The sequence below is a fragment of the Bartonella sp. AP280QHHD genome, from assembly GCF_042196125.1.
Classification (GTDB): Bacteria; Pseudomonadota; Alphaproteobacteria; order Rhizobiales; family Rhizobiaceae; genus Bartonella.
Genome location: NZ_JBHIPQ010000047.1, coordinates 34,157 through 53,999, shown reverse-complemented (window position 1 = coordinate 53,999; position 19,843 = coordinate 34,157). Strand labels below are relative to the sequence as shown.

General features: G+C 36.7%; 16 protein-coding genes. 10 read left to right on the top strand and 6 right to left on the bottom strand.

Features of this window, described 5'->3' with window-relative positions; translation table 11 throughout:
* Positions 1-44 precede the first annotated feature (44 nt).
* From ACFIMK_RS07700 to ACFIMK_RS07670, 7 genes are all read left to right on the top strand, one after another.
* Positions 45-839: a thymidylate synthase gene (locus ACFIMK_RS07700; protein WP_273722957.1), complete on the top strand. Its 795-nt coding sequence runs from the start codon at positions 45-47 to the stop codon at positions 837-839.
* Positions 836-1,345 carry a dihydrofolate reductase gene (locus ACFIMK_RS07695; RefSeq protein WP_375628859.1) on the top strand — a complete coding sequence of 170 codons (510 nt, stop codon included), beginning with the start codon at positions 836-838 and terminating at the stop codon, positions 1,343-1,345. Before ACFIMK_RS07700 ends, ACFIMK_RS07695 begins: the two co-directional genes overlap by 4 nt.
* Positions 1,346-1,464: 119 nt before the next feature.
* A complete protein-coding gene (gene hflK, locus ACFIMK_RS07690; protein ID WP_375613382.1) occupies positions 1,465-2,592 on the top strand; it encodes an FtsH protease activity modulator HflK in 1,128 nt (375 codons plus the stop codon).
* Positions 2,593-2,594: 2 nt separating this feature from the next.
* The gene (gene hflC, locus ACFIMK_RS07685) at positions 2,595-3,533 is read left to right on the top strand and encodes a protease modulator HflC (RefSeq protein ID WP_375606990.1); all 939 of its coding nucleotides are present in this window, start codon (positions 2,595-2,597) and stop codon (positions 3,531-3,533) included.
* A 151-nt stretch (positions 3,534-3,684) separates the two neighbouring features.
* Positions 3,685-5,208 carry a Do family serine endopeptidase gene (locus tag ACFIMK_RS07680; RefSeq protein ID WP_375638325.1) on the top strand — a complete coding sequence of 508 codons (1,524 nt, stop codon included), beginning with the start codon at positions 3,685-3,687 and terminating at the stop codon, positions 5,206-5,208.
* 705 nt (positions 5,209-5,913) lie between these two features.
* Positions 5,914-6,786: a tRNA (adenosine(37)-N6)-dimethylallyltransferase MiaA gene (gene miaA / locus ACFIMK_RS07675; protein ID WP_375671896.1), complete on the top strand. Its 873-nt coding sequence runs from the start codon at positions 5,914-5,916 to the stop codon at positions 6,784-6,786.
* Between the two features lie 270 nt (positions 6,787-7,056).
* A complete protein-coding gene (locus ACFIMK_RS07670) occupies positions 7,057-8,856 on the top strand; it encodes an acetolactate synthase 3 large subunit (RefSeq protein WP_375613385.1) in 1,800 nt (599 codons plus the stop codon).
* A 659-nt stretch (positions 8,857-9,515) separates the two neighbouring features.
* On the opposite strand, the gene ACFIMK_RS07665 is transcribed toward ACFIMK_RS07670, so the two are convergent.
* The 5 genes from ACFIMK_RS07665 to ACFIMK_RS07645 all read right to left on the bottom strand — a co-directional run bounded on the left by ACFIMK_RS07665 (position 9,516) and on the right by ACFIMK_RS07645 (position 12,916).
* Positions 9,516-9,929, bottom strand: a complete 414-nt coding sequence (locus ACFIMK_RS07665; RefSeq protein ID WP_375628865.1) for a TauD/TfdA family dioxygenase — start codon at positions 9,927-9,929, stop codon at positions 9,516-9,518.
* 122 nt (positions 9,930-10,051) lie between these two features.
* Positions 10,052-10,348 carry a hypothetical protein gene (locus ACFIMK_RS07660; protein ID WP_375662099.1) on the bottom strand — a complete coding sequence of 99 codons (297 nt, stop codon included), beginning with the start codon at positions 10,346-10,348 and terminating at the stop codon, positions 10,052-10,054.
* A 544-nt stretch (positions 10,349-10,892) separates the two neighbouring features.
* Positions 10,893-11,222 carry a hypothetical protein gene (locus ACFIMK_RS07655; RefSeq protein WP_375628869.1) on the bottom strand — a complete coding sequence of 110 codons (330 nt, stop codon included), beginning with the start codon at positions 11,220-11,222 and terminating at the stop codon, positions 10,893-10,895.
* An 89-nt stretch (positions 11,223-11,311) separates the two neighbouring features.
* Positions 11,312-11,758 carry an MFS transporter gene (locus ACFIMK_RS07650; RefSeq protein ID WP_375671899.1) on the bottom strand — a complete coding sequence of 149 codons (447 nt, stop codon included), beginning with the start codon at positions 11,756-11,758 and terminating at the stop codon, positions 11,312-11,314.
* Positions 11,759-11,989: 231 nt separating this feature from the next.
* Positions 11,990-12,916 (bottom strand): D-2-hydroxyacid dehydrogenase family protein, encoded by a 927-nt coding sequence (locus ACFIMK_RS07645; protein ID WP_375671900.1) that lies wholly within the window; start codon positions 12,914-12,916, stop codon positions 11,990-11,992.
* A gap of 1,040 nt (positions 12,917-13,956) precedes the next feature.
* Here ACFIMK_RS07645 and ACFIMK_RS07640 point away from each other — a divergent pair.
* The 3 genes from ACFIMK_RS07640 to ilvC all read left to right on the top strand — a co-directional run bounded on the left by ACFIMK_RS07640 (position 13,957) and on the right by ilvC (position 17,986).
* Complete coding sequence (locus ACFIMK_RS07640) at positions 13,957-15,078, top strand: ATP-dependent RecD-like DNA helicase (protein ID WP_375612026.1); 1,122 nt, start codon at positions 13,957-13,959, stop codon at positions 15,076-15,078.
* 86 nt (positions 15,079-15,164) lie between these two features.
* Complete coding sequence (locus tag ACFIMK_RS07635; protein WP_375613393.1) at positions 15,165-15,899, top strand: pyridoxine 5'-phosphate synthase; 735 nt, start codon at positions 15,165-15,167, stop codon at positions 15,897-15,899.
* A gap of 1,067 nt (positions 15,900-16,966) precedes the next feature.
* Positions 16,967-17,986, top strand: coding sequence for a ketol-acid reductoisomerase (gene ilvC, locus ACFIMK_RS07630; RefSeq protein WP_375675592.1), 1,020 nt, complete (start codon positions 16,967-16,969; stop codon positions 17,984-17,986).
* A 115-nt stretch (positions 17,987-18,101) separates the two neighbouring features.
* Here ilvC and ACFIMK_RS07625 read toward each other — a convergent pair whose 3' ends face one another.
* Positions 18,102-19,493, bottom strand: a complete 1,392-nt coding sequence (locus ACFIMK_RS07625) for an amino acid permease (RefSeq protein WP_375612029.1) — start codon at positions 19,491-19,493, stop codon at positions 18,102-18,104.
* Positions 19,494-19,843: the final 350 nt, after the last annotated feature.

The window sequence follows — 19,843 nt, the reverse complement described above, 5'->3', positions numbered from 1 at the left end:
AGTTTTTATTTTCTATAATAAGAAGAATCGGACATAATACCCTCATGAAATCATATCTTGCTCTTTTATCTCATGTTTTAAATCAGGGTATTGATCGGACAGATCGAACGGGTGTTGGAACGCGATCTATCTTTGGGTATCAGATGCGTTTTGATTTACAAGCAGGATTTCCGTTGTTGACAACAAAGAAACTACACTTACGTTCAATTATTTATGAACTTTTGTGGTTTCTTAAAGGCGATACAAATATCGCTTGGTTGAAAGAGCATGGTGTGTCAATTTGGGACGAGTGGGCTGATGAAAAGGGAAATCTTGGTCCTGTTTATGGTTATCAGTGGCGTTCTTGGCCCGCTCCTGATGGACGCCATATTGATCAAATTAACAATCTTTTAACGATGATTAAGGAGACGCCAGATTCTCGTCGCTTGATTGTATCAGCTTGGAATCCTGCATTAATAGAGGAAATGGCGTTGCCTCCGTGTCATTGTCTTTTTCAATTTTACATTGCGGAGGGGAAATTATCTTGTCAACTTTATCAGCGTTCGGCGGATATTTTCTTAGGTGTTCCATTCAATATTGCATCCTACGCATTGCTAACGATGATGATTGCGCAAGTAAGCGGTCTTAAAGTAGGCGATTTTATTCATACTCTGGGAGATGCTCATCTTTATTCTAATCATTTTGAACAGGCAAAATATCAATTGTCTCGTATACCAAATGCTTTGCCATGTATGCGCATAAACCCAGCGGTAACAGATCTTTTTTCTTTTCAATTTGAGGATTTTGAGTTGCTTAATTATGAAGCACAACCCCATATTAAAGCGCCGGTAGCAATATGACGATTTCCATTTGTTTAATTGCTGCTGTTGCAGAAAATGGTGTTATCGGTCGTGAAGGTGCCATGCCGTGGCATTTATCGACGGATTTGCAACGCTTTAAAGCTTTGACGTTGCGTAAGCCCATTATTATGGGAAGAAAAACTTGGGATTCTATTGGGAGACCTTTACCAGGGCGTACAAATATCGTCATTACGCGTGATTGTACCTTTTGTGCTGAAGGGGCTGATGTTGCTCACTCTTTATCGCAAGCTTGTTCTCTTGCAACAAATGTTGCTTCTCAAAATGATGTAGAGGAAATTTTTATTATTGGTGGGGGTGAAATTTTTCAACAAGGGTTGCATATGGCTGATAAAATATTCCTTACAGAAGTTTTAGCTTCTATAGAAGGTGATAGTTTTTTTCCTGTTTTTGATAAAGAAAAGTGGACTATTGTGCAAACACAAGATATTCCAAAAGGGGATAAAGATAGTCATCCGACACGTTTTGTTGTTTATGAGCGGAAATAATTTTTTGTAATATGAAGTGAAAGGGTTTATCAGTTGTATTGTAATGAGGTAAGAGACACCCTATAAGATCAAGCAAATGGTTGGTGTTCGAGTAGTGGTAATCAGTTAAAGAGGTGATAATGCCCTGGACAAATCAAAATGGTGGTGGCCCGTGGAGTGGCGATAAAAACAGTGGTGACAAAAAGACACCAGCTAAGAATCTCTTTGGTTCTGGTGGCGAAAATGGTCCTAATCTTAATGAAATTTTGCGCAAAGGGCAGGATCAGTTTAAACAATTCGGGAGAAGCAGTTTTTCTGTTTTATTCCTTCTGCTTATTGTGTTTTTTTGGCTATACCAGTCAATTTATATTGTTCAGCAAAATGAACAAGCGGTAGAGTTGCGCTTTGGCATCCCTAAAGAAGGCATTATTGGTGATGGGTTGCATTTTCATTTTTGGCCAATTGAGACCTATATGAAAGTCCCTTTAACGGAAAAAACAATCGCGATTGGTGGGAAGCCCGGTCAGGCGCAACAAAGTGATGGTTTAATGCTTTCGAGTGATCAAAATATCGTTAATGTTAATTTTTCCGTTTATTACCGGATTTCATACCCTAGTCAGTTTTTATTCAATGTGAATGATCAAGAGGGAACTGTCCGCCAAGTTGCTGAGAGTGCAATGCGTGAGGTCATTGGTTCGCGGCCGGTTGATGATGTTTTACGTGACAAGAAAGAAGAAGTTGCTAATGACGTTAGAAAGATTATCCAGTTGACTGTGGATAAATATCAACTTGGTGTCGAAATAAGCCGTGTTTCTATCAGTGAAGCTGCTCCTCCGACAAAGGTTGCTGCTGCGTTTAATTCTGTTCAGCAGGCGGAGCAGGAACGTGGAAGAATGATTGAAGAGGGGAATCGTGTGCGTTTTACGAAAATTGGTTTAGCAAATGGTGAAGCTTCACGCACACGGGAAATCGCAAAAGGTGAAAAGGCACAAATGGTTGAAGAGGCAACAGGGCGTGCTGAACGTTTTCAGGCGATAGCTCGAGAGGCTGCGATTTCACCAGAAGCTGCTCGCTACCGTCTCTATATGGAGACGATGGGGCGGATTCTTTCTTCACCAAATAAGCTGGTTCTTGATCAGGCAAATTCTCCAGCGGTGCCTTATTTACCTTTGAATGAATTGTTGCGTAGCAAGTCATCGGAAAAAGTAAAGGCAACAGCAGCGCGTCCTGCGTTACTCTTAGATTCTCGTATTTCTGGAGGAGATTAATTATGCAGCAATCTCGCTTTTTGTTTGTTTTTAGTGCTATAGTGTTTGTTTTGATGATTTTGTGGATGTCCGTATTTATCGTCTATCCTCGTCAACAAGTAGCAATTAAGCGTTTTGGACAAATTGTTCAGGTAGAATCTAATCCTGGAATCTATTTCAAGGCGCCCTTTATCGATAAGATGATCATTGTTGATAATCGGTTATTGCGTTACGATGTTCCTACACAATCTGTACAGGTTCGTGGTGGTGCGTATTATGAGGTGGATGCGTTCTTTATTTACCGTATTACAGATCCTAAGTTGTTTTTACAGCGCATTGCTTCTGGGCGTCCACAAATTGCGGCACGTGAAAACCTTGCACCACGGTTTATTGACGCTTTGCGTGCTGTTTATGGTAAGCGAGAATTTAAAGCAGCCTTATCGGATGAACGAGGCGCGATGATGGCTGAAGTACAGAAGCAATTTTCTGTAGATGCAGGCTCGTTGGGTATTACCATTGTTGATGTGCGTATTCGTAAAACCGATTTGACTGATGCTGTTTCAGAAGATGTCTATCGGCAAATGGCAGCTGAACGTGAAGCTGCTGCGGAAAATATCCGGGCTCGTGGTCAGCAGGAGCGAGATCGTATTGTGGCAGAAGCTAATCGTGAATATGAAGAAATTGTAGCAGCTGCAAAGCGTGATGCTGAAATTACCCGTGGTGAAGGTCAAGCTGAAAGTATTCGTCTTTTATTGAATGCGAGGGAGGCTAATCCGTCTTTTTACGATTTTTGGTTGGCGATGGAACAATACAAGAATTTAGAGAAAACACCGATGGTGATTTCTCCAAATGAGGATTTCTTTTTCTATTTTCGTAATCCGCCGCAGGCAAATAAAGCATTCTTACCGACAATGAATACTGGCCTCAGTAAAACTGATCCAAAATCGGGAGAGAATAGATAAAATAATGGATTGCAGATACGAGATTTTGCATGAAAAGAATGATCTGTGACCATTTTCTTTTATGGTAAAAGTGGTAGAGAGTATCGAGCCGTGCTGGTTTTACGTAGATAAATTTAGTGGGGCTCTTTGCATCTTTGATTAAAGGCATGTCATGGATAGAAGTATCGTGAGTAAAAATACGTTTTTAAAGTTTTTTATCACAAGAGTTGTTTTTTGTGTGACTTTGTTTCTATCAGGATCAGTGAGTTTGTCTTGGGGAGCCGAGACAAGCAAGGCATTGCTTTCTATTCCTGATTTAGCTTCTGAGCTTTTGGAAACAGTTGTGAATATTTCCACGGCGCAGACTGTTGAAGGAACAGAACAGGATGCAAACACCTCGGTACCCGTTATCCCAAAAGATTCATTGCTGGAGGAATATTTCAGTGATTTTTTTACACCCAAGGATGGTCAAAAAGATAGTCAATTTCAAAAGGTGCGTTCTTTAGGCTCTGGTTTTGTGATTGATGCGCAAAAAGGGATTATTGTTACAAATTATCATGTTATTGTAGATGCTGATGATATTGAAGTTAATTTTACGGATGGTACAAAACTAAAGGCAAAGCTTCTTGGAAAGGATAGCAAAACTGATTTGGCGTTGCTTCAAGTCGATGCAGGAAGTAAAAAATTAAAAGCTGTGCGTTTTGGTGACTCAGAAAAAGCACGTATTGGTGACTGGGTTATGGCTATTGGTAATCCTTATGGTTTTGGTGGAAGTGTGACGGTTGGTATTATTTCTGCACGTAACCGTGATCTTAATGCTGGTCCCTATGATAATTTTATTCAAACAGATGCAGCAATTAATCGGGGAAATTCTGGTGGGCCGTTATTTGATAGAAATGGTGAAGTCATTGGCATTAATACAGCAATTGTTTCACCTTCGGGAGGATCTATCGGTATTGGATTTGCTATTCCATCGGATATGGCTCTTTCTGTTATCAATCAATTGCGTGATTTTGGAGAAATAAGGCGTGGTTGGTTGGCTATTCGTATTCAGCCGGTAACAGAGGATATTGCAAAAAGTTTAAAATTGGACAATGCTGTGGGAGCATTGGTGGCTGGTAAAATAGAACAGACGGAAGAAAATAATGTAGATAATAGCCAGTTACAAACTGGAGATGTTATTCTTTCCTTTGGTAATTCCAAAATTAAGCATGCACGTGATTTGCCGCGTTTAGTTGCAGAAAGTTCAGAAGGAAAAGTGGTGGACGTTACTATTTTACGCAATGGGCAAGAAGCAACAGTAAAAGTTAAGCTTGGACGTTTGATTGAAACAGATCCAAATGAAGATACAGAAGAAGTTGATGATAAAAAAAATCAAGATCTGTCGAAAAACGTGACAATGCAATTTATGGGAATGACGTTATCTGAACTGACAGAGGATTTGCGTCATCGTTATTCAATTTCAGATAAACTTCGAGGACTAGTGGTGACATCTGTTGCACAAAATAGTGCCGCGGATAAAAAGCGTATTCGCGTTGGTGAAGTGATTGTTGATATCAATCAGAGTTCTATCACAACAATTGATGAGGCTAAAAAACGTATTCATAAATTACGTGAAGCTGGACGCAAAAATGCTCTATTTATTGTAGCGCGTCCAGATGGAGAGTTACGGTTCGTAACGCTCCTAATGGATTGATCCTTAAAAAATTATTTTTTGTTTTTTATCAGCCTTAGTGTGTGGGATATTTTGCAAGTCAGCCATGTGATGTCCAATATTTCTCAAGCTCATTTCACGATAGAGAGTATGGGGTGTGCAATATAAAATCCATTGGAAATTATTATATCTTTATGCTGAATATCAAAGTATAAATTGGTGTCATCATAGTATTTTTCAGTTCTCAATATTGTAACAGCCTAGACTTTGAAATGCTGCATAAGAGATATTGGTACACCTTTCTTAAGTCCATTTTTATCTCTGCTTGTGATGCGCAAGTAAATGGTATTGATATGATACTTTATGAGGCTCTTATTATAAACCGGCGTAGCATGCTATTTTTATAGGAAAAAATAAAGCTATTTGATTGTATAGATTAAACTTAGTATTATTTTCATAAATGATGACAAAGAGTATATTTTTAATGGCCTTAACGGACAGAATTATTATAGCTGTGGTTTGTTATTGAATTATGATAGCAAAAAATGCTTGGAAATTCCTTTGGTGTTGTTATTAAGTCCATTTTTTCTTTTTTATAAGTTTCATAAGGGGCTTTGTCTTAAGGGGAATTTGTGTTCGTATTTTTGTTTGAAGTATTTACTCTATGATAATGGAGAGAAAATACAGGAAGGCTTTGGGGGTGTCTGCATGTTGCAATAAGTTATTGATTGGGAGAAATTGCTATTCATGACACAGAGAACAGTTACATTAATAGCAGGGCCAACGGCAAGTGGGAAGTCAGAACTTGCCTTGCAAATGGCTCAAGAAAAAAATGCTCTCATTATTAATACTGATTCAATGCAGGTTTATGATGTTTTAAATATTTTAACGGCACGGCCGAGGGAGGCTGACACCGCGATTGTTCCCCATTATCTTTATGGTCATGTGAGTCCTACTTTGAACTATTCAGTAGGGCAATGGTTGTGTGATGTCGAGAAGCTATTGGCTACTTTTTCTTTAAGATCAGTTATTTTTGTTGGTGGAACAGGACTTTATTTTCGTGCTCTTTTAGAGGGGATTTCGGAAATCCCTCATGTTCCAGATGTTGTGCGGCAGAAGTGGCGTTTGCTACTTGATAAAGAGGGACCTGAAAGTCTTTATCGCCAGTTGTTGCAGATTGATGCTGTTGTTGCTGAAAAAATTTCTTCGCACGATAGACAGCGTATTGTACGTGCTTTGGAAGTTTATGATGCAACCGGTAAGTCGCTCAGTTGGTGGCAGAAACAAAAAACAACACCTCTCATTGCGCCAAATTTGACCGAAAAAATTCTTCTCATGCCACCACGTCCTCTGCTTTATGAACGTATTCATAAACGCTTGGATTCTATGATTGAAAGAGGAGCTTTAGAAGAAGTGGTGGCTATGAAAAAACTTAAACTTTCCCCTTCATTACCAGCAATGAAGGCTATTGGTATACCTGAGTTTATGGCTTATTTGGATGGATATAGAAGCTTTGAGAGTGCTCTTGAAGCGGTGAAAATACAAACGAGGAGATATGCAAAAAGACAAATGACATGGTTTCGTAATCAATTTGATGAAGAATGGATGCTTACTTTTTGATAAAAGAGTTAGAGCTTTGCAAAGAAACTTATCGAAAGATAAAAGATAATTCGTGAAAAAGAAATTTTTTAGAAAATATAATTTTTTATTGACGAATGGTATCAATGGAATTAGAAATCTCTCTACAAGGAATTTTTTATATATTTTATACGTTGGAATAATGGGGGTAATCATACAGTATGTGTTGTGTAATGGGCTCCTTTGGGGGCTTTTTTTATGGGCTCCGTTAGGGGCTTTTTTATTGTCCTATAAAGTAGGTGAGTGGGAAAAATGAGAAATGATCCAAGAAAGCAAGAGAGTGCAGATGGAAAAATAATGTCGGGCGCTGAAATAGTGGTTCAAGCTCTTATAGATCAAGGCGTTGAACATATTTTTGGTTATCCTGGTGGGGCTGTTTTGCCTATTTTTGATGTTCTTTATCACCAAGATACACTCCAGCATATTTTGGTGCGCCATGAACAAGCTGCAGGGCATGCAGCTGAAGGCTATGCACGCAGCACAGGGAAGGTAGGGGTTATGCTTGTGACTTCTGGTCCAGGGGCAACGAATGCTGTTACACCTTTGCAAGATGCTCTTATGGATTCGATACCTCTTATTTGTTTTTCTGGGCAGGTGTCAACAACGGTGATTGGAACAAATGCTTTTCAAGAGGCTGATACAGTTGGAATTACAAAGCCTTGTACGAAGCGTAATTGGCTGGTTAAAAATGTCAATGATCTTGCGGCTATTATTCATGAAGCTTTTTTTCTTGCTCAATCAGGTCGTCCTGGGCCGGTTTTGATTGATATTCCTAAGGATGTTCAATTTGCTTCAGGATTTTATAGAGCACCTCAAGTTCAGGAGTCTTTACATTCTTTTCCATCGTTGAAAGGGAATACTAAGGCTATTGAATCTGCCGTTTCTCTTTTAGTTGAGGCAAAACGCCCTATTATTTATTCTGGTGGTGGTGTTATTTCATCGGGGATGAAAGCTATACAGCTTTTACGTAATTTGGTTCAATTGGGGGATTTTCCGATTACTTCAACATTAATGGGACTTGGTGCTTATCCTGCTTCCGGTAAAAATTGGCTTGGAATGCTTGGAATGCATGGAACCTATGAGGCTAATATGGCCATGCATGATTGTGATGTCATGTTAGCTGTTGGAGCACGATTTGATGATCGTATCACCGGGCGCCTTGATGCATTTGCACCTCATGCGCGTATTATTCATATTGATATTGACCCTTCTTCTATCAATAAAATTGTAAAAGCAGAAGTTCCAATTATTGGTGATGTGGCTTGTGTTTTAGGAGATATGACGCAACTCTTAAAGATACAGCAACCAGCGTTTAACAGTGAAGTCCGTGAGGCGTGGTGGACGCAAATTAACCGTTGGAAGGCTCGTAATTCATTGGCATATGCGGAGAAAAAAGATGTCATTATGCCGCAATATGCTCTTGAACGGCTGTATGCTTTTACCAAAGATGCGAATGCTTATATTACAACGGATGTCGGGCAGCATCAGATGTGGGCAGCGCAGTATTATCATTTTGATGAACCAAAACATTGGATGACTTCTGGTGGTCTTGGAACGATGGGGTATGGTTTACCTGCTGCTATAGGTGTTCAAATAGCGCATCCTGATGCGCTTGTTGTGTGTATTTCTGGTGATGCCTCCATTCAGATGAATATTCAAGAGCTTGCAACAGCTATTCAGCATGACACACCGGTGAAAATTTTCATTTTAAATAATCAGTATATGGGAATGGTCCGCCAGTGGCAGCAATTGCTGCATGGTAATCGTCTTTCTCATTCTTATACGGAATCTATGCCTGACTTTGTGAAATTGGCACAAGCTTATGGAGCCGTGGGAATTCATTGTTCAAAACCCGATGAACTTGATGATAAAATTCAGCAGATGATTGACTGTGATAAGCCTGTTCTTTTTGATTGTCGTGTTTATCATTTAGAAAACTGTTTTCCTATGATCCCATCGGGATGTGCTCATAATGAGATGTTATTACCCGATGAGGCAAGCGAAGAAGCTATTGCAAATGCTATTTCTTCCGAGGGAAAGATTCTTGTATAAAATGAATATGTTAACAAAATGATGAAGGATGGTGATGATGAAGTCTTTGGAGTCTTCATCTCTGTCTCTTCTTTGTGGAGAGTTTCTATTATCCTTAGAGCTCATTTTATGATTTTCATTCTTTGTTTAAAGACATGGGGTGTATTATTATTTGTTCATCTAAAAAATGTTATAAGTCGTGTGCACAATTATGTTTGAATTTATTTGTACGCGATGTTTGTTTTTTTAATTCATATGTTCACATTAATAGCTATTTCGTTGCATTTTTTAGATAATACATTGAATTATCTGTTATAAATTAATTATGTTGTCTCATATATGAATGATTTCATCGTGCAAGAAAAAAAGCCACACTGCTTGAAGGGTGCAACCATGCAAGCCATTATGCCTATGAAAACAATAGAAAAGTTTGTTACTATGTTTTGGTTTTGCATTATGAAATTACTCCAAATAGCTCTTTCAGGGGCTTGATAGGAAAATCCCCCTAGCGGTTTGAAAGGAAGGGAAAAAATAACAAAAATCAAATGCAGCCATAGAAAACCAATAGGTCACCATAGCTTATAATCAGGTATGATTATGCGGGAGAAACCTATACATATGAGATGTATCGTCAATATATAAACCAGAATAATACTCAACATCATATCATTATCAGGATATTAACATTGAAAATTAAATATTCTTTCTTTTATTTGTTCTATATATCTATGATTCCATAAATCTGCAGACACAAACACTCTTTGAATCCATCGCATTGGATTTTCATAACTATCAAATGATCCAAAAAATTTATCTCTAGAGTGTAGGGCCATTCTATTATCAATGTATAATAATCTTCCTGGTTGTACATCAATTCCAAAAGATATAGCCTTAATAGCTTCATAAAAATGATCTAAAGCTTCCTTGGCTTTTTTTGACTGTGGCTCTAACATGCCTGGATAAAAAACAGCGCTGATATCTGGGAATTCACCGTCCCCTTGAACGAGGGGCACTTTACTTGTAGAAGTTACCCCATTTTTTCTCCATCTATAGGGAACATTAATTATATATAAATTATCCCTGAAGCTCCTCAAATCCTCCTCACTTAAAAGTTTTAAAGCTAGACGTGCATCATCGTTAACGGACCATCAACACCATTGCGAACACCAGATAAAAGTATCCCCTTTAGGAGATAAATTTAAATCCGTTATAAATTTTAGTGCAGCATTTTCATATGAAAATCTAACTCAACTTCAGATCCTAATCCTGTATAATCTTTTTTATTATCCTCTAAAGGAACTAGGTTATTTACTATATGTTCGCCTTCAAACTTAATTGAATAAGGCTCTCCGATCAATAAAGAAAACATCATAATTAAATTTTCGCTAATATAGCCACTTTTACAAGACGCATCTAAATTGTAAGGATTAGGTGACATATTAATTTGTCTATCAACAGGAAGGTTTTCAAAGATTAAATATGGTTTAGGGGTAATAGACACCTTTTGGTTCATAAGAATTGTCAATATTCTATGTGGTAGCAGCGAAAATGCTATTTTTTTAACTCAACCGAATATTCAATACCACCGTATGGATCATAAATAACATGGTCTAAAGCCTCTCAAAGTTTGTCTCTTTCGACATTGCTCAACTAAAAAGTATTTTCCATTTATCATTATAATTTCCCCCAATTATATTTCCCTACTTTTTTATTAAAAAAGTGAAAAAACAATAATTAAAATCAGCCATGTTAGTAAATAAGTGTCTGTAAAATCTTGGATTAATCCAAATAATGGTGGAGTAGTAATAATTGCGATTTGATTTACAGATATTGCTAAACCCAGAGAAAACACAACGCTTTCTTTCGGCTTAAGAGTCTACAATATAAGCAGCCCAAGGGCCATACTATCCCATTCCTCCAAAAACTAACCAAGCAGATAAAATAGTTAAATAAATTATGGATCCACTTATGCCCAAAATTAATATTAAAAATCCAAAAACGACTGCAATCATGCAAAACAAGACAGGAAAAAATTGTCCTTTTTTACAATGATCACACTACGCTGCTAAAATAATTCTTCCTAAGGCACCAGAAGCCTGTGAAACAAAAAATAAATAAGCACTTTTATCTAGAGACAGGTGATAGATTCTATAAAAATAGATCGTTATAAAAATGGTTAAAACATATTGAACGATCACAAGTGAAACGCTTGGAAAAATAATATTCTTCATATGAGGCGCAGCCAACATTGCAAGACGAGATCTTACATTTGCATAGAACGAAATTCTTGCCTTGCTTTTTGGAACGATAGCGATAACTTTTGCTGGTGAGTGATAAAAAATAATAAATATACATCCCCCTAAAAAAGAAACTATGGCACCGACCAAAACGCACCTTGTATGCCATAGACAAGCACACTAGCAGGAAGAACTATTCCAGCTAATGCCCCCACAACCTAATGTTAACCCCGCCTGCCTTATTCCCATTGCAAATCCGCGCTGCGATTGTGGAAACCATGAAGAAACAGATTTAGCGCCGAAACAGATTTAGCGCCACCGGATTGAGCAGAACTATAAAATTCCCCTATAATTAGCAAACAAACCAAAAGGGAAATATAGTTATCTGCGATTGCTCCCAACAAAAGAGCGACAGAAACGCCGATCGCGCCAACTCCAATAATATAGCGCTCGTTAAACTTGTCTAGTAATTCACCAGCTACAAGTAAGCCAATAATAGGTAGGAACTGCGCTGCTGAAGACAGCAAACCTATCTGAGAGTTACTAAGCGAGAAATCTTTCTTAAAAAATTTAGCTAAAGGACCAATCCCTTGAACAAAGAAGCAAGCTGATGCTTGAGCGATAGTGGCAACAAGCAATATAATCCATCTATAATAATTCTTTTCTATAAATTTATTATTGCTCACTCAGCCCCCCTCCAATTAAATTGTATTCCAATAAAGTAGCCTTTTTTAATAATGCTTGCAACAATAAATTAGGTATTTTATGCTGATTACATAAAAATCTGTCCATACTATTGGTATTAATATGAAAACTAAGGAATATGCTTAATTTAAGGAAATAAGCTATTATGTGTCGTGCAAATTTGATACGCTAGCGATATAAGATAAATTTTACAAACATTGGCTCAGCCGGCATTAAGCGCTCTTTATAAAAGAAGCTATATTTTGGCAAGCTTTTTCAAAATAATTCTCAAAGCTTTCTTCAGTCACATAGCCCAGATGCGGTGTGCAAAGAACTCTATCTGATTGCAATAATTTGCTCTCATATACTGGCTCGCTGTCATAAACATCCAGTGCAAAGTAAGTTGAATTTTCCAAACTTAGTATTTTTTCTATCGCCCCTTTTTCAACCAAAGCTGAACGCGCTGTGTTAACAAAAATAGCATGTGGTTTCATGCTCAATAGATTATCTAATTTTATGATTTCTCTGGTTTTATCGCTTAAACGTAAATGGACAGATATAATGTCAGGACGTGTAAAAAATTCATCTTTTGAATGCGTAAAATGATAACCTAAATTTTTTGCTTCTTGCGTTGAACGCTCGCTCCCATAAACCAAAATGGACATGCCAAAAGCTTGAGCATATTGAGCAACCATTTTACCAATACGGCCAAACCCGAATATTCCAAGAGTAGCCCCTTTCATTTGGTTGCCAAATGTTGTTTGCCATCGTCCTTTTTTCATATCAGATACAGATTTACAGAGTTTTCTACGCGCAGACATAATTAAGAGCCACGCAAATTCAGCAGCAGAAGTTGGATCTCCACCACCGTCTAATATTTCAATTCCTAAGTCTCTACAAGCTTCTATATCAATATGTGAACCTATAGGGCCTGTTTGGCAGATTAATTTTAAATTTGGCAGTTTCAGGAGAAGATTTCTATCAACTATAGTCCGCTCTCTGATTAAGATAAGAATATCTATCTCTTTGAGCTTATCTTCTAAATCACATTCTTTAGCTAAATTATTTATAACCAGCACTTCATGCGATTTCATTAATTTTGTAATAGACTGTAATGTTAGGGTGGCTTTTTGATAGTCATCTGGAATTAATATTTTCAATTTAAACCTTCCGTTTCATTCATCAATATTTGAGCTCATTATTTCATTTCTAAAACAACCAAAAAGCAATCTCATCGCTGATATTTTGACATAACACCAAGCCTATTAACAAATTATACCCCTTGATTTATTGTTATTTCTAGCAATAAGAATAGCATTAATCAGTTAGTTTTTATAAACTTTAAAACATTGCGACAAAAAGAAAAAGTTTAACTCAATAGATGGAGAATTGCGCTTTTCTCATATTCTAGAGGACGAACCTGAAGCGCTACGCTGGACTGAAGCCATGTCCCAGTTTTCTATAATAGACTACCAAGAAGGCCATACTTACGAACCATATTTTATTGTTGAAACAGAAAAAGCTACATATTTGTGCGAGATAAAGCGTGCTTCATATAAGTGTGATGTCTCTCTTTATTCGTTGAGATATCACTTATTTGTAGCATGAAGAGTAAATTTATTAAAATCATGATAAGAGGGAGATAGGAACTTTATAGGTGTATCATCATAGGATTAAGTCGTTTTGTTGAGAGCTATTTCTATTTTTGCCAAAAGGTTTTTGATATATTTAATTATAATTTCATAATAGTGGATGTACTTTATTTTTATGTGCAAGAAAGCTGATTGATTGTGTAAAATAGTATTCATAAAATTACATTATTCTTATCCTGTTAAGGACATTTTTTCTAGTGAGGGTTTTGCAATTGCAATGCTCTTTTTCTCATTCTAAATTTTGGTTAGAAAAAGCGTATAGAGGTGTTATTTTAAATTTAAGATATGCATCTTCCATTGTTGGTGTTACTGTTGTAAAAAATGATATTTTATTTGATACGCATAAGGTGTTACCAAGAAGATCGATGTATAGATAAAATTTAGATTGTTACACTATCTTGAAAAAACAATGGGTAAATAATTGATAATTGTGCTACGAAAGTTGTTAGATGGGTGTGTGTCAGCAATTCTTAATAAAAAAATTTTTCTTGATAGTTGGTTTTTTTCAAAATACTGCTCTTTTTATGCAAATCTTATGTTGGTAAGCTATGCAGTTTTCACGGGAACAGGATAATGCATTGAAGGCTGTTGCCGCGTGGTTGAAGGAAGGGCGTTCTCCTCTTTTTCGCCTTTTTGGCTATGCGGGGACGGGTAAGACGACGCTTGCGCGCTATTTTGCAGAGACAGTTGATGGTTCTGTTCAATTTGCTGCTTTTACAGGGAAGGCGGCGCAGGTTTTGCGTTCTAAAGGTGCAAGCAATGCTTGTACGATTCATTCGCTAATTTATTGTCCACGTGGTGAAGAGGAAGTTTCCGATGAAATAACAGGAAAAAAATCTATTGCTCCAACATTTACGTTAAATCGAAGAAGTGCTGCTGCACAAGCTAAACTCATTATTGTTGATGAGTGCTCGATGGTAGATGAAAAATTGGCCCGTGATTTAATGAGTTTTCGAACGCCAATTCTTGTTCTTGGTGATCCAGGTCAATTGCCTCCTATATCAGGTGGAGGCTTTTTTTCTAATGGAGAACCAGATTTTCTTCTTTCAGAAATTCATCGGCAAGCGCGAGATAATCCGATTATACGTCTTGCTATGGATGTACGTGAAGGACGCGATATTGCTTATGGTGACTATGGAGAAGCGCGCGTTGTGACACGTAAAGAGGTCAATCAACAATTGGTTTTGGATGCTGATCAGGTCTTGGTAGGGGTTAATCGTACACGCCACCTTTATAATCAGCGTTTGCGTGTGTTAAAGGGATTTACAGCAGATTATCCGCAAGCGGGAGATAAGCTGGTGTGTTTGCGAAATGATCCCATTAAAGGTTTGTTGAATGGCTCTTTATGGAAGGTGATGACTTCACAGAAGGAGACCGTTAAACCAAGTATTAATCTTCTTGTGAAACCAGAAGAAAGTGAGCGTGGGGTAGCAAAGATTAAACTTTTAAAAGCAGCGTTTGAAAACCCTGATCAAGAAATTTCATGGCAATTAAAAAAGCGATATGATGATTTTGATTATGGGTATGCATTAACGGTTCATAAGGCGCAAGGTTCTCAATGGAATAATGTCGTTTTGTTTGATGAAAGTTTTGCATTTCGTGATATGTATGCGCGCTGGCTTTATACGGGAATTACCCGCGCAGCAGAACGTTTAACGATTGTTCGATAGAAAAAAGATGTGTATATCATCTAAGTTTCAGATGGAAAATGCCTTTTTTCTATCTTGTTACACACTATAAAAAAATGGAAATGGGCATGGCGGTAAAACTTTCGGTTAATCTTAATGCTGTTGCTGTTTTGCGTAATCGACGTAATCTTCCGTGGCCAAGTATAACGAATATTGGGCATATAGCGCTTGCTGCTGGAGCAGCAGGTTTGACGGTTCATCCGCGCCCTGATGAAAGGCATATTCGTTTTGCGGATTTACCAGATATATACTGTTTAATAAAGAACACTTTTCCTACTGCTGAGTTTAATATTGAAGGTTATCCCAGTGATCAATTTTTGGATATCGCTAAAAACTATGCGGATCAGATTACCCTTGTTCCTGATGATCCAGATCAGTCAACGTCTGATCATGGTTGGAATTTTGCTCATGATGCAGAATTTTTAGCACCTATTATTCAGAATTTAAAAAACAGAAAGATTCGTGTATCCCTTTTTGCTAATCCTACTGTCGATGGTCTTGATATTGCTAAAGCAATGGGCGCTGATCGTGTGGAATTTTACACGGGACCTTACGGTGGTGCATTTCAGGATAAAACAAAACAAGATCAAGAGCTCAATAAACTTGTTTTAGCAGCAAGAAGAGCAAAAGAATTGCAGTTAGGTATAAACGCAGGGCATGATCTGACACTTATGAATCTTCCTGCTCTTGTCAAAAATATTCCTTGGCTTGATGAAGTTTCTATTGGCCATGGGCTCATTGCTGATGCATTAGAGTATGGAATACATGAGACTGTTCAGCGTTTTATCCGGTTGTTATCGTAATCTTTTTCTCTCTATAAAAATTGGAAAAGAAATTTTTATAGAGGTTTGCCAATTTATCTTAAAAAACAATTTTATATATGTTGATATAAATAGCACTATTATCGTGCATTATAAATATTCTATTGTTCCTCTATTTATTGGTTGCTTTCTATCTTTTGTTTTTGAGTGCATGCGATGTTTTTTATTTGTACTATCCATTATGAGGAAGTTTTAAAATCTTCTTATTATAATTTCTTTGAATGGAGAAGAAGTAGGGTTTTGAAAGTATTTCCCTTATAAAGGAGTGCGTAGGATTTTAATGGATTAATACACAAATTTTCTTGATATTGGAGCTCATTTTTGGGTTATCTGTAAATAGTATAACGTAAAATCTCCTTATGAATAAGCTTAATGCAATAGGAGCTGTTAAATAGAATGATGATATCGACTTGTAGCTTTATGAAGTAAAGAGAGTGATGTGCAATAAATCTTACACTATTATAGGGAATTTTTGAAAAGGGCTTGAGCATATTAAAATTTTTTTATAAGGCGCCATAAATGGATAACATAATAGCCGTATGGGGGCTTCTTCGTGTGAGAGGCGTGGGTATTAAAAGAACGTAAAAAGTAAAAACATCCTCTCTATTATTCTAAAGATATTGTTGTATATGCTTTTGAAGGTTGTATTAAAACAATACTTGTTATTTTGTAATTTTTCTTGCTATCCGTATTGATTTGGTTCATGTTAAAAATTGTGTGTTGTATCTTAATTTTTAGAATATAGCGTTTTGTTGCACGATAAAAGAGTAGAATATTAGCTAAATTTTCTTTAGAAATCTTATTTTGTGTAATTATTGTTTTTGTAGAATAGCAGTTGAAGTTTATTTGGGGATCCGTATATGTTTTAGGAATGTTTGGGGACTACAGTTTTTTCTATGCAATATGTAAACTTTAAAATTATTCAATTGCTGTGTTCTTATAAGCGGTGTTTTTTGTCTTTATAAGTGTGTGATGCACTGTAGATAATGTTTCTTATTGAATAAAAGTAATCTGAAATCCAGTTTAAATAGAGAAAGAAGGAATTTTTTATGCGTGTTTATTATGATCGTGATGCGGATGTTAATCTCATTAAAGGGAAAAAAGTAGCCATTGTTGGTTATGGTTCTCAAGGGCGTGCGCACGCTTTAAACTTGAAAGATTCTGGTGTTAAAAATGTGCAAATAGCTTTGCGTTCAGGGTCGGAAACAGTAAAAAAAGCCATGGCTGATGGTTTTGAAGTGGTGAGTGTTGCTGAAGCAGCAAAATGGGCAGATCTCATCATGATGGCAACACCAGATGAATTGCAAGCTGATATTTATAAGGAACATATTCATGATCATTTACACGATGGGGCAGCGATTGCTTTTGCGCATGGTTTGAGCATTCATTTTGGCTTGATTGAACCTAAAAAAAACGTTGATATTGTGATGATTGCTCCTAAAGGTCCAGGGCATACAGTTCGTCATGAATACCAACGGGGTTGTGGTGTTCCTTGCTTAATAGCGGTGGCGCAAGATGCTTCAGGGCATGCTCATAATTTAGCATTATCTTATGCATGTGGTCTTGGTGGTGGACGTGCTGGGGTGATTGAAACAACTTTTAAAGAAGAGTGCGAAACTGATCTTTTTGGTGAACAAGCGGTTCTTTGTGGTGGTCTTGTTGAATTGATTCGAGCAGGTTATGAAACATTAACACAAGCAGGTTATGCGCCGGAAATGGCTTATTTTGAGTGTTTGCATGAGGTTAAACTGATTGTTGATCTCATGTATGAAGGGGGCATTGCAAATATGAATTATTCGATTTCTAATACAGCTGAATGGGGTGAATATATGTCTGGTCCACGTGTGATTACGGATGAAACCAGAGCAGAAATGAAACGTATATTGAAAGATATTCAAACGGGTAAATTTACATCGAATTGGATTCAAGAATATAAAGCTGGTGCTGCTCATTTTAAAAGTATGCGGCGTTTAAATGATAATCATCCTATTGAAGAAGTTGGTAAAAAACTTCGTTCTATGATGCCTTGGATAAAATCGAATGCTTTGGTTGATAAAGAGCGTAATTGAAGATTCTACAGAGATATTTTGTCAATAGCTTTTATAATTTTATAGATAAATATCAAAAAAAGGGTAACTTTAGTTACCCTTTTTTATATGTTTTTGGAAACATAAGCTTTATTTTTTAATTTTTTGCATAATTCTTTTTCCCAAAAAGAAAGTATACAATTCCTAAAAATATGAACCATGCTGGAGTGTATTTTAAAGCTATGGCAGTGTCAGCTTCTAATGACAATAAATAGATAATGAATGCAAAGAAAACAAGAAGCGCCCAACACATAACAACACCTCCTGGCATTTTATAAGGAGAGACAGTATGCTGGAGAGGACGATTGCGGCGATAGACGATATAGCTGATCAAAATGATAGACCATACAAATATAAACAAAGTTGCGGCAATTGTCGTAACAATTGTAAAAGCAGCTATGAGTGTTTGAGATAACGATACAACGGCATAACCAAATAAGATGCATATACATGAAAAGAATAATGCGTTGGCTGGAACGTGGTTACGAGAAAGTTTTCCTAAAAATTTAGGAGCACCTTTTTGTGTTGCTAGCCCATATATCATACGGCTGGTAGAAAAAATTCCACTATTTGCTGAAGATGCGGCAGCTGTGAGGACAACAAAGTTCATCAAACCTGCAGCAGTTGGGATACCAATAAGTGCATACATTGTTACAAATGGGCTTTTTTCTGGACTGATTTGATCCCACGGCGTCACAGACATAATCACAAGAAGAGAGAATATATAAAAGAATACAATGCGGATTGGTATTGAATTAACAGCCTGTGGTAAAGCTTTTTGAGGCTCTTTTACTTCAGCAGCAGCTGTTCCAGCGAGTTCAATGCCAACAAAAGCAAAAATAACAATTTGAAATCCAGCAAAAAAGCCTGTAATTCCTCGCGGAAAAATATTCCCACCGTTCCATATATGGCTAAGAGAAGCAACCGTACCGTTTGGAGAGACAAAACCGGTAAAGATCATATAAAATCCTACAACGATTAGGACTAGAATTGCTACGATTTTGATAAAACCAAACCAAAACTCAAGTTCGCCAAATAGTTTTACGGCGACGAGGTTAAGAATTAAAAAGGACATAAGACCAATTATAACAGGAATCCACGGATTGAGCTCAGGCCACCAAAAGTGTGTATAAGTGACAATAGCAATAATTTCAGCAGTTCCAGTGACAATCCAACACAACCAATATGTCCAGCCGATAAAGAATCCGGCACATGGCCCTAGAAGATCGGTTGAGAAGTCAATAAAAGATCGGTATTGTGTATTAGAAAGCAATAACTCTCCCATAGCACGCATGACAAAGTATAGAGCACAACCAATAATTGCATAAACGAGTAGAATTGAGGGGCCTGCTACACTGATTGTTTTTCCTGATCCCATGAAGAGACCTGTTCCAATCGCTCCACCAAGGGCTATAAGTTGTATGTGTCGGTTATGTAGTCCACGTTGCAATTTCTTCTTAGGTTTTTTTTCTAAATTTTGTTTGTTCATTTTTGGGGAGTTCTCCTTAGTTATTTTTAAATAAAAATTACCCTAAAAAAGGTAATTCCTTCTATCGGAACACGCTATGGTTAAGGAGTAAAGGAATTTTTTTCTATGACTATATGTGAATAAAGCAAAAACATTATTAATTAATGGAATAATTATTTTATATATAAGAAAAAAAAGATAAATTGTATTATATTTTTTTGATTTTTTATGTTTTATACATAATTAATATATATAATATAATTTATATTATATATTATTATATGTATATAAATAATAATTTATATTTTATGTATATTTATTTATAGTAAATTTTTATATAAATATATTTATATTTAAAATTATTTATTTAT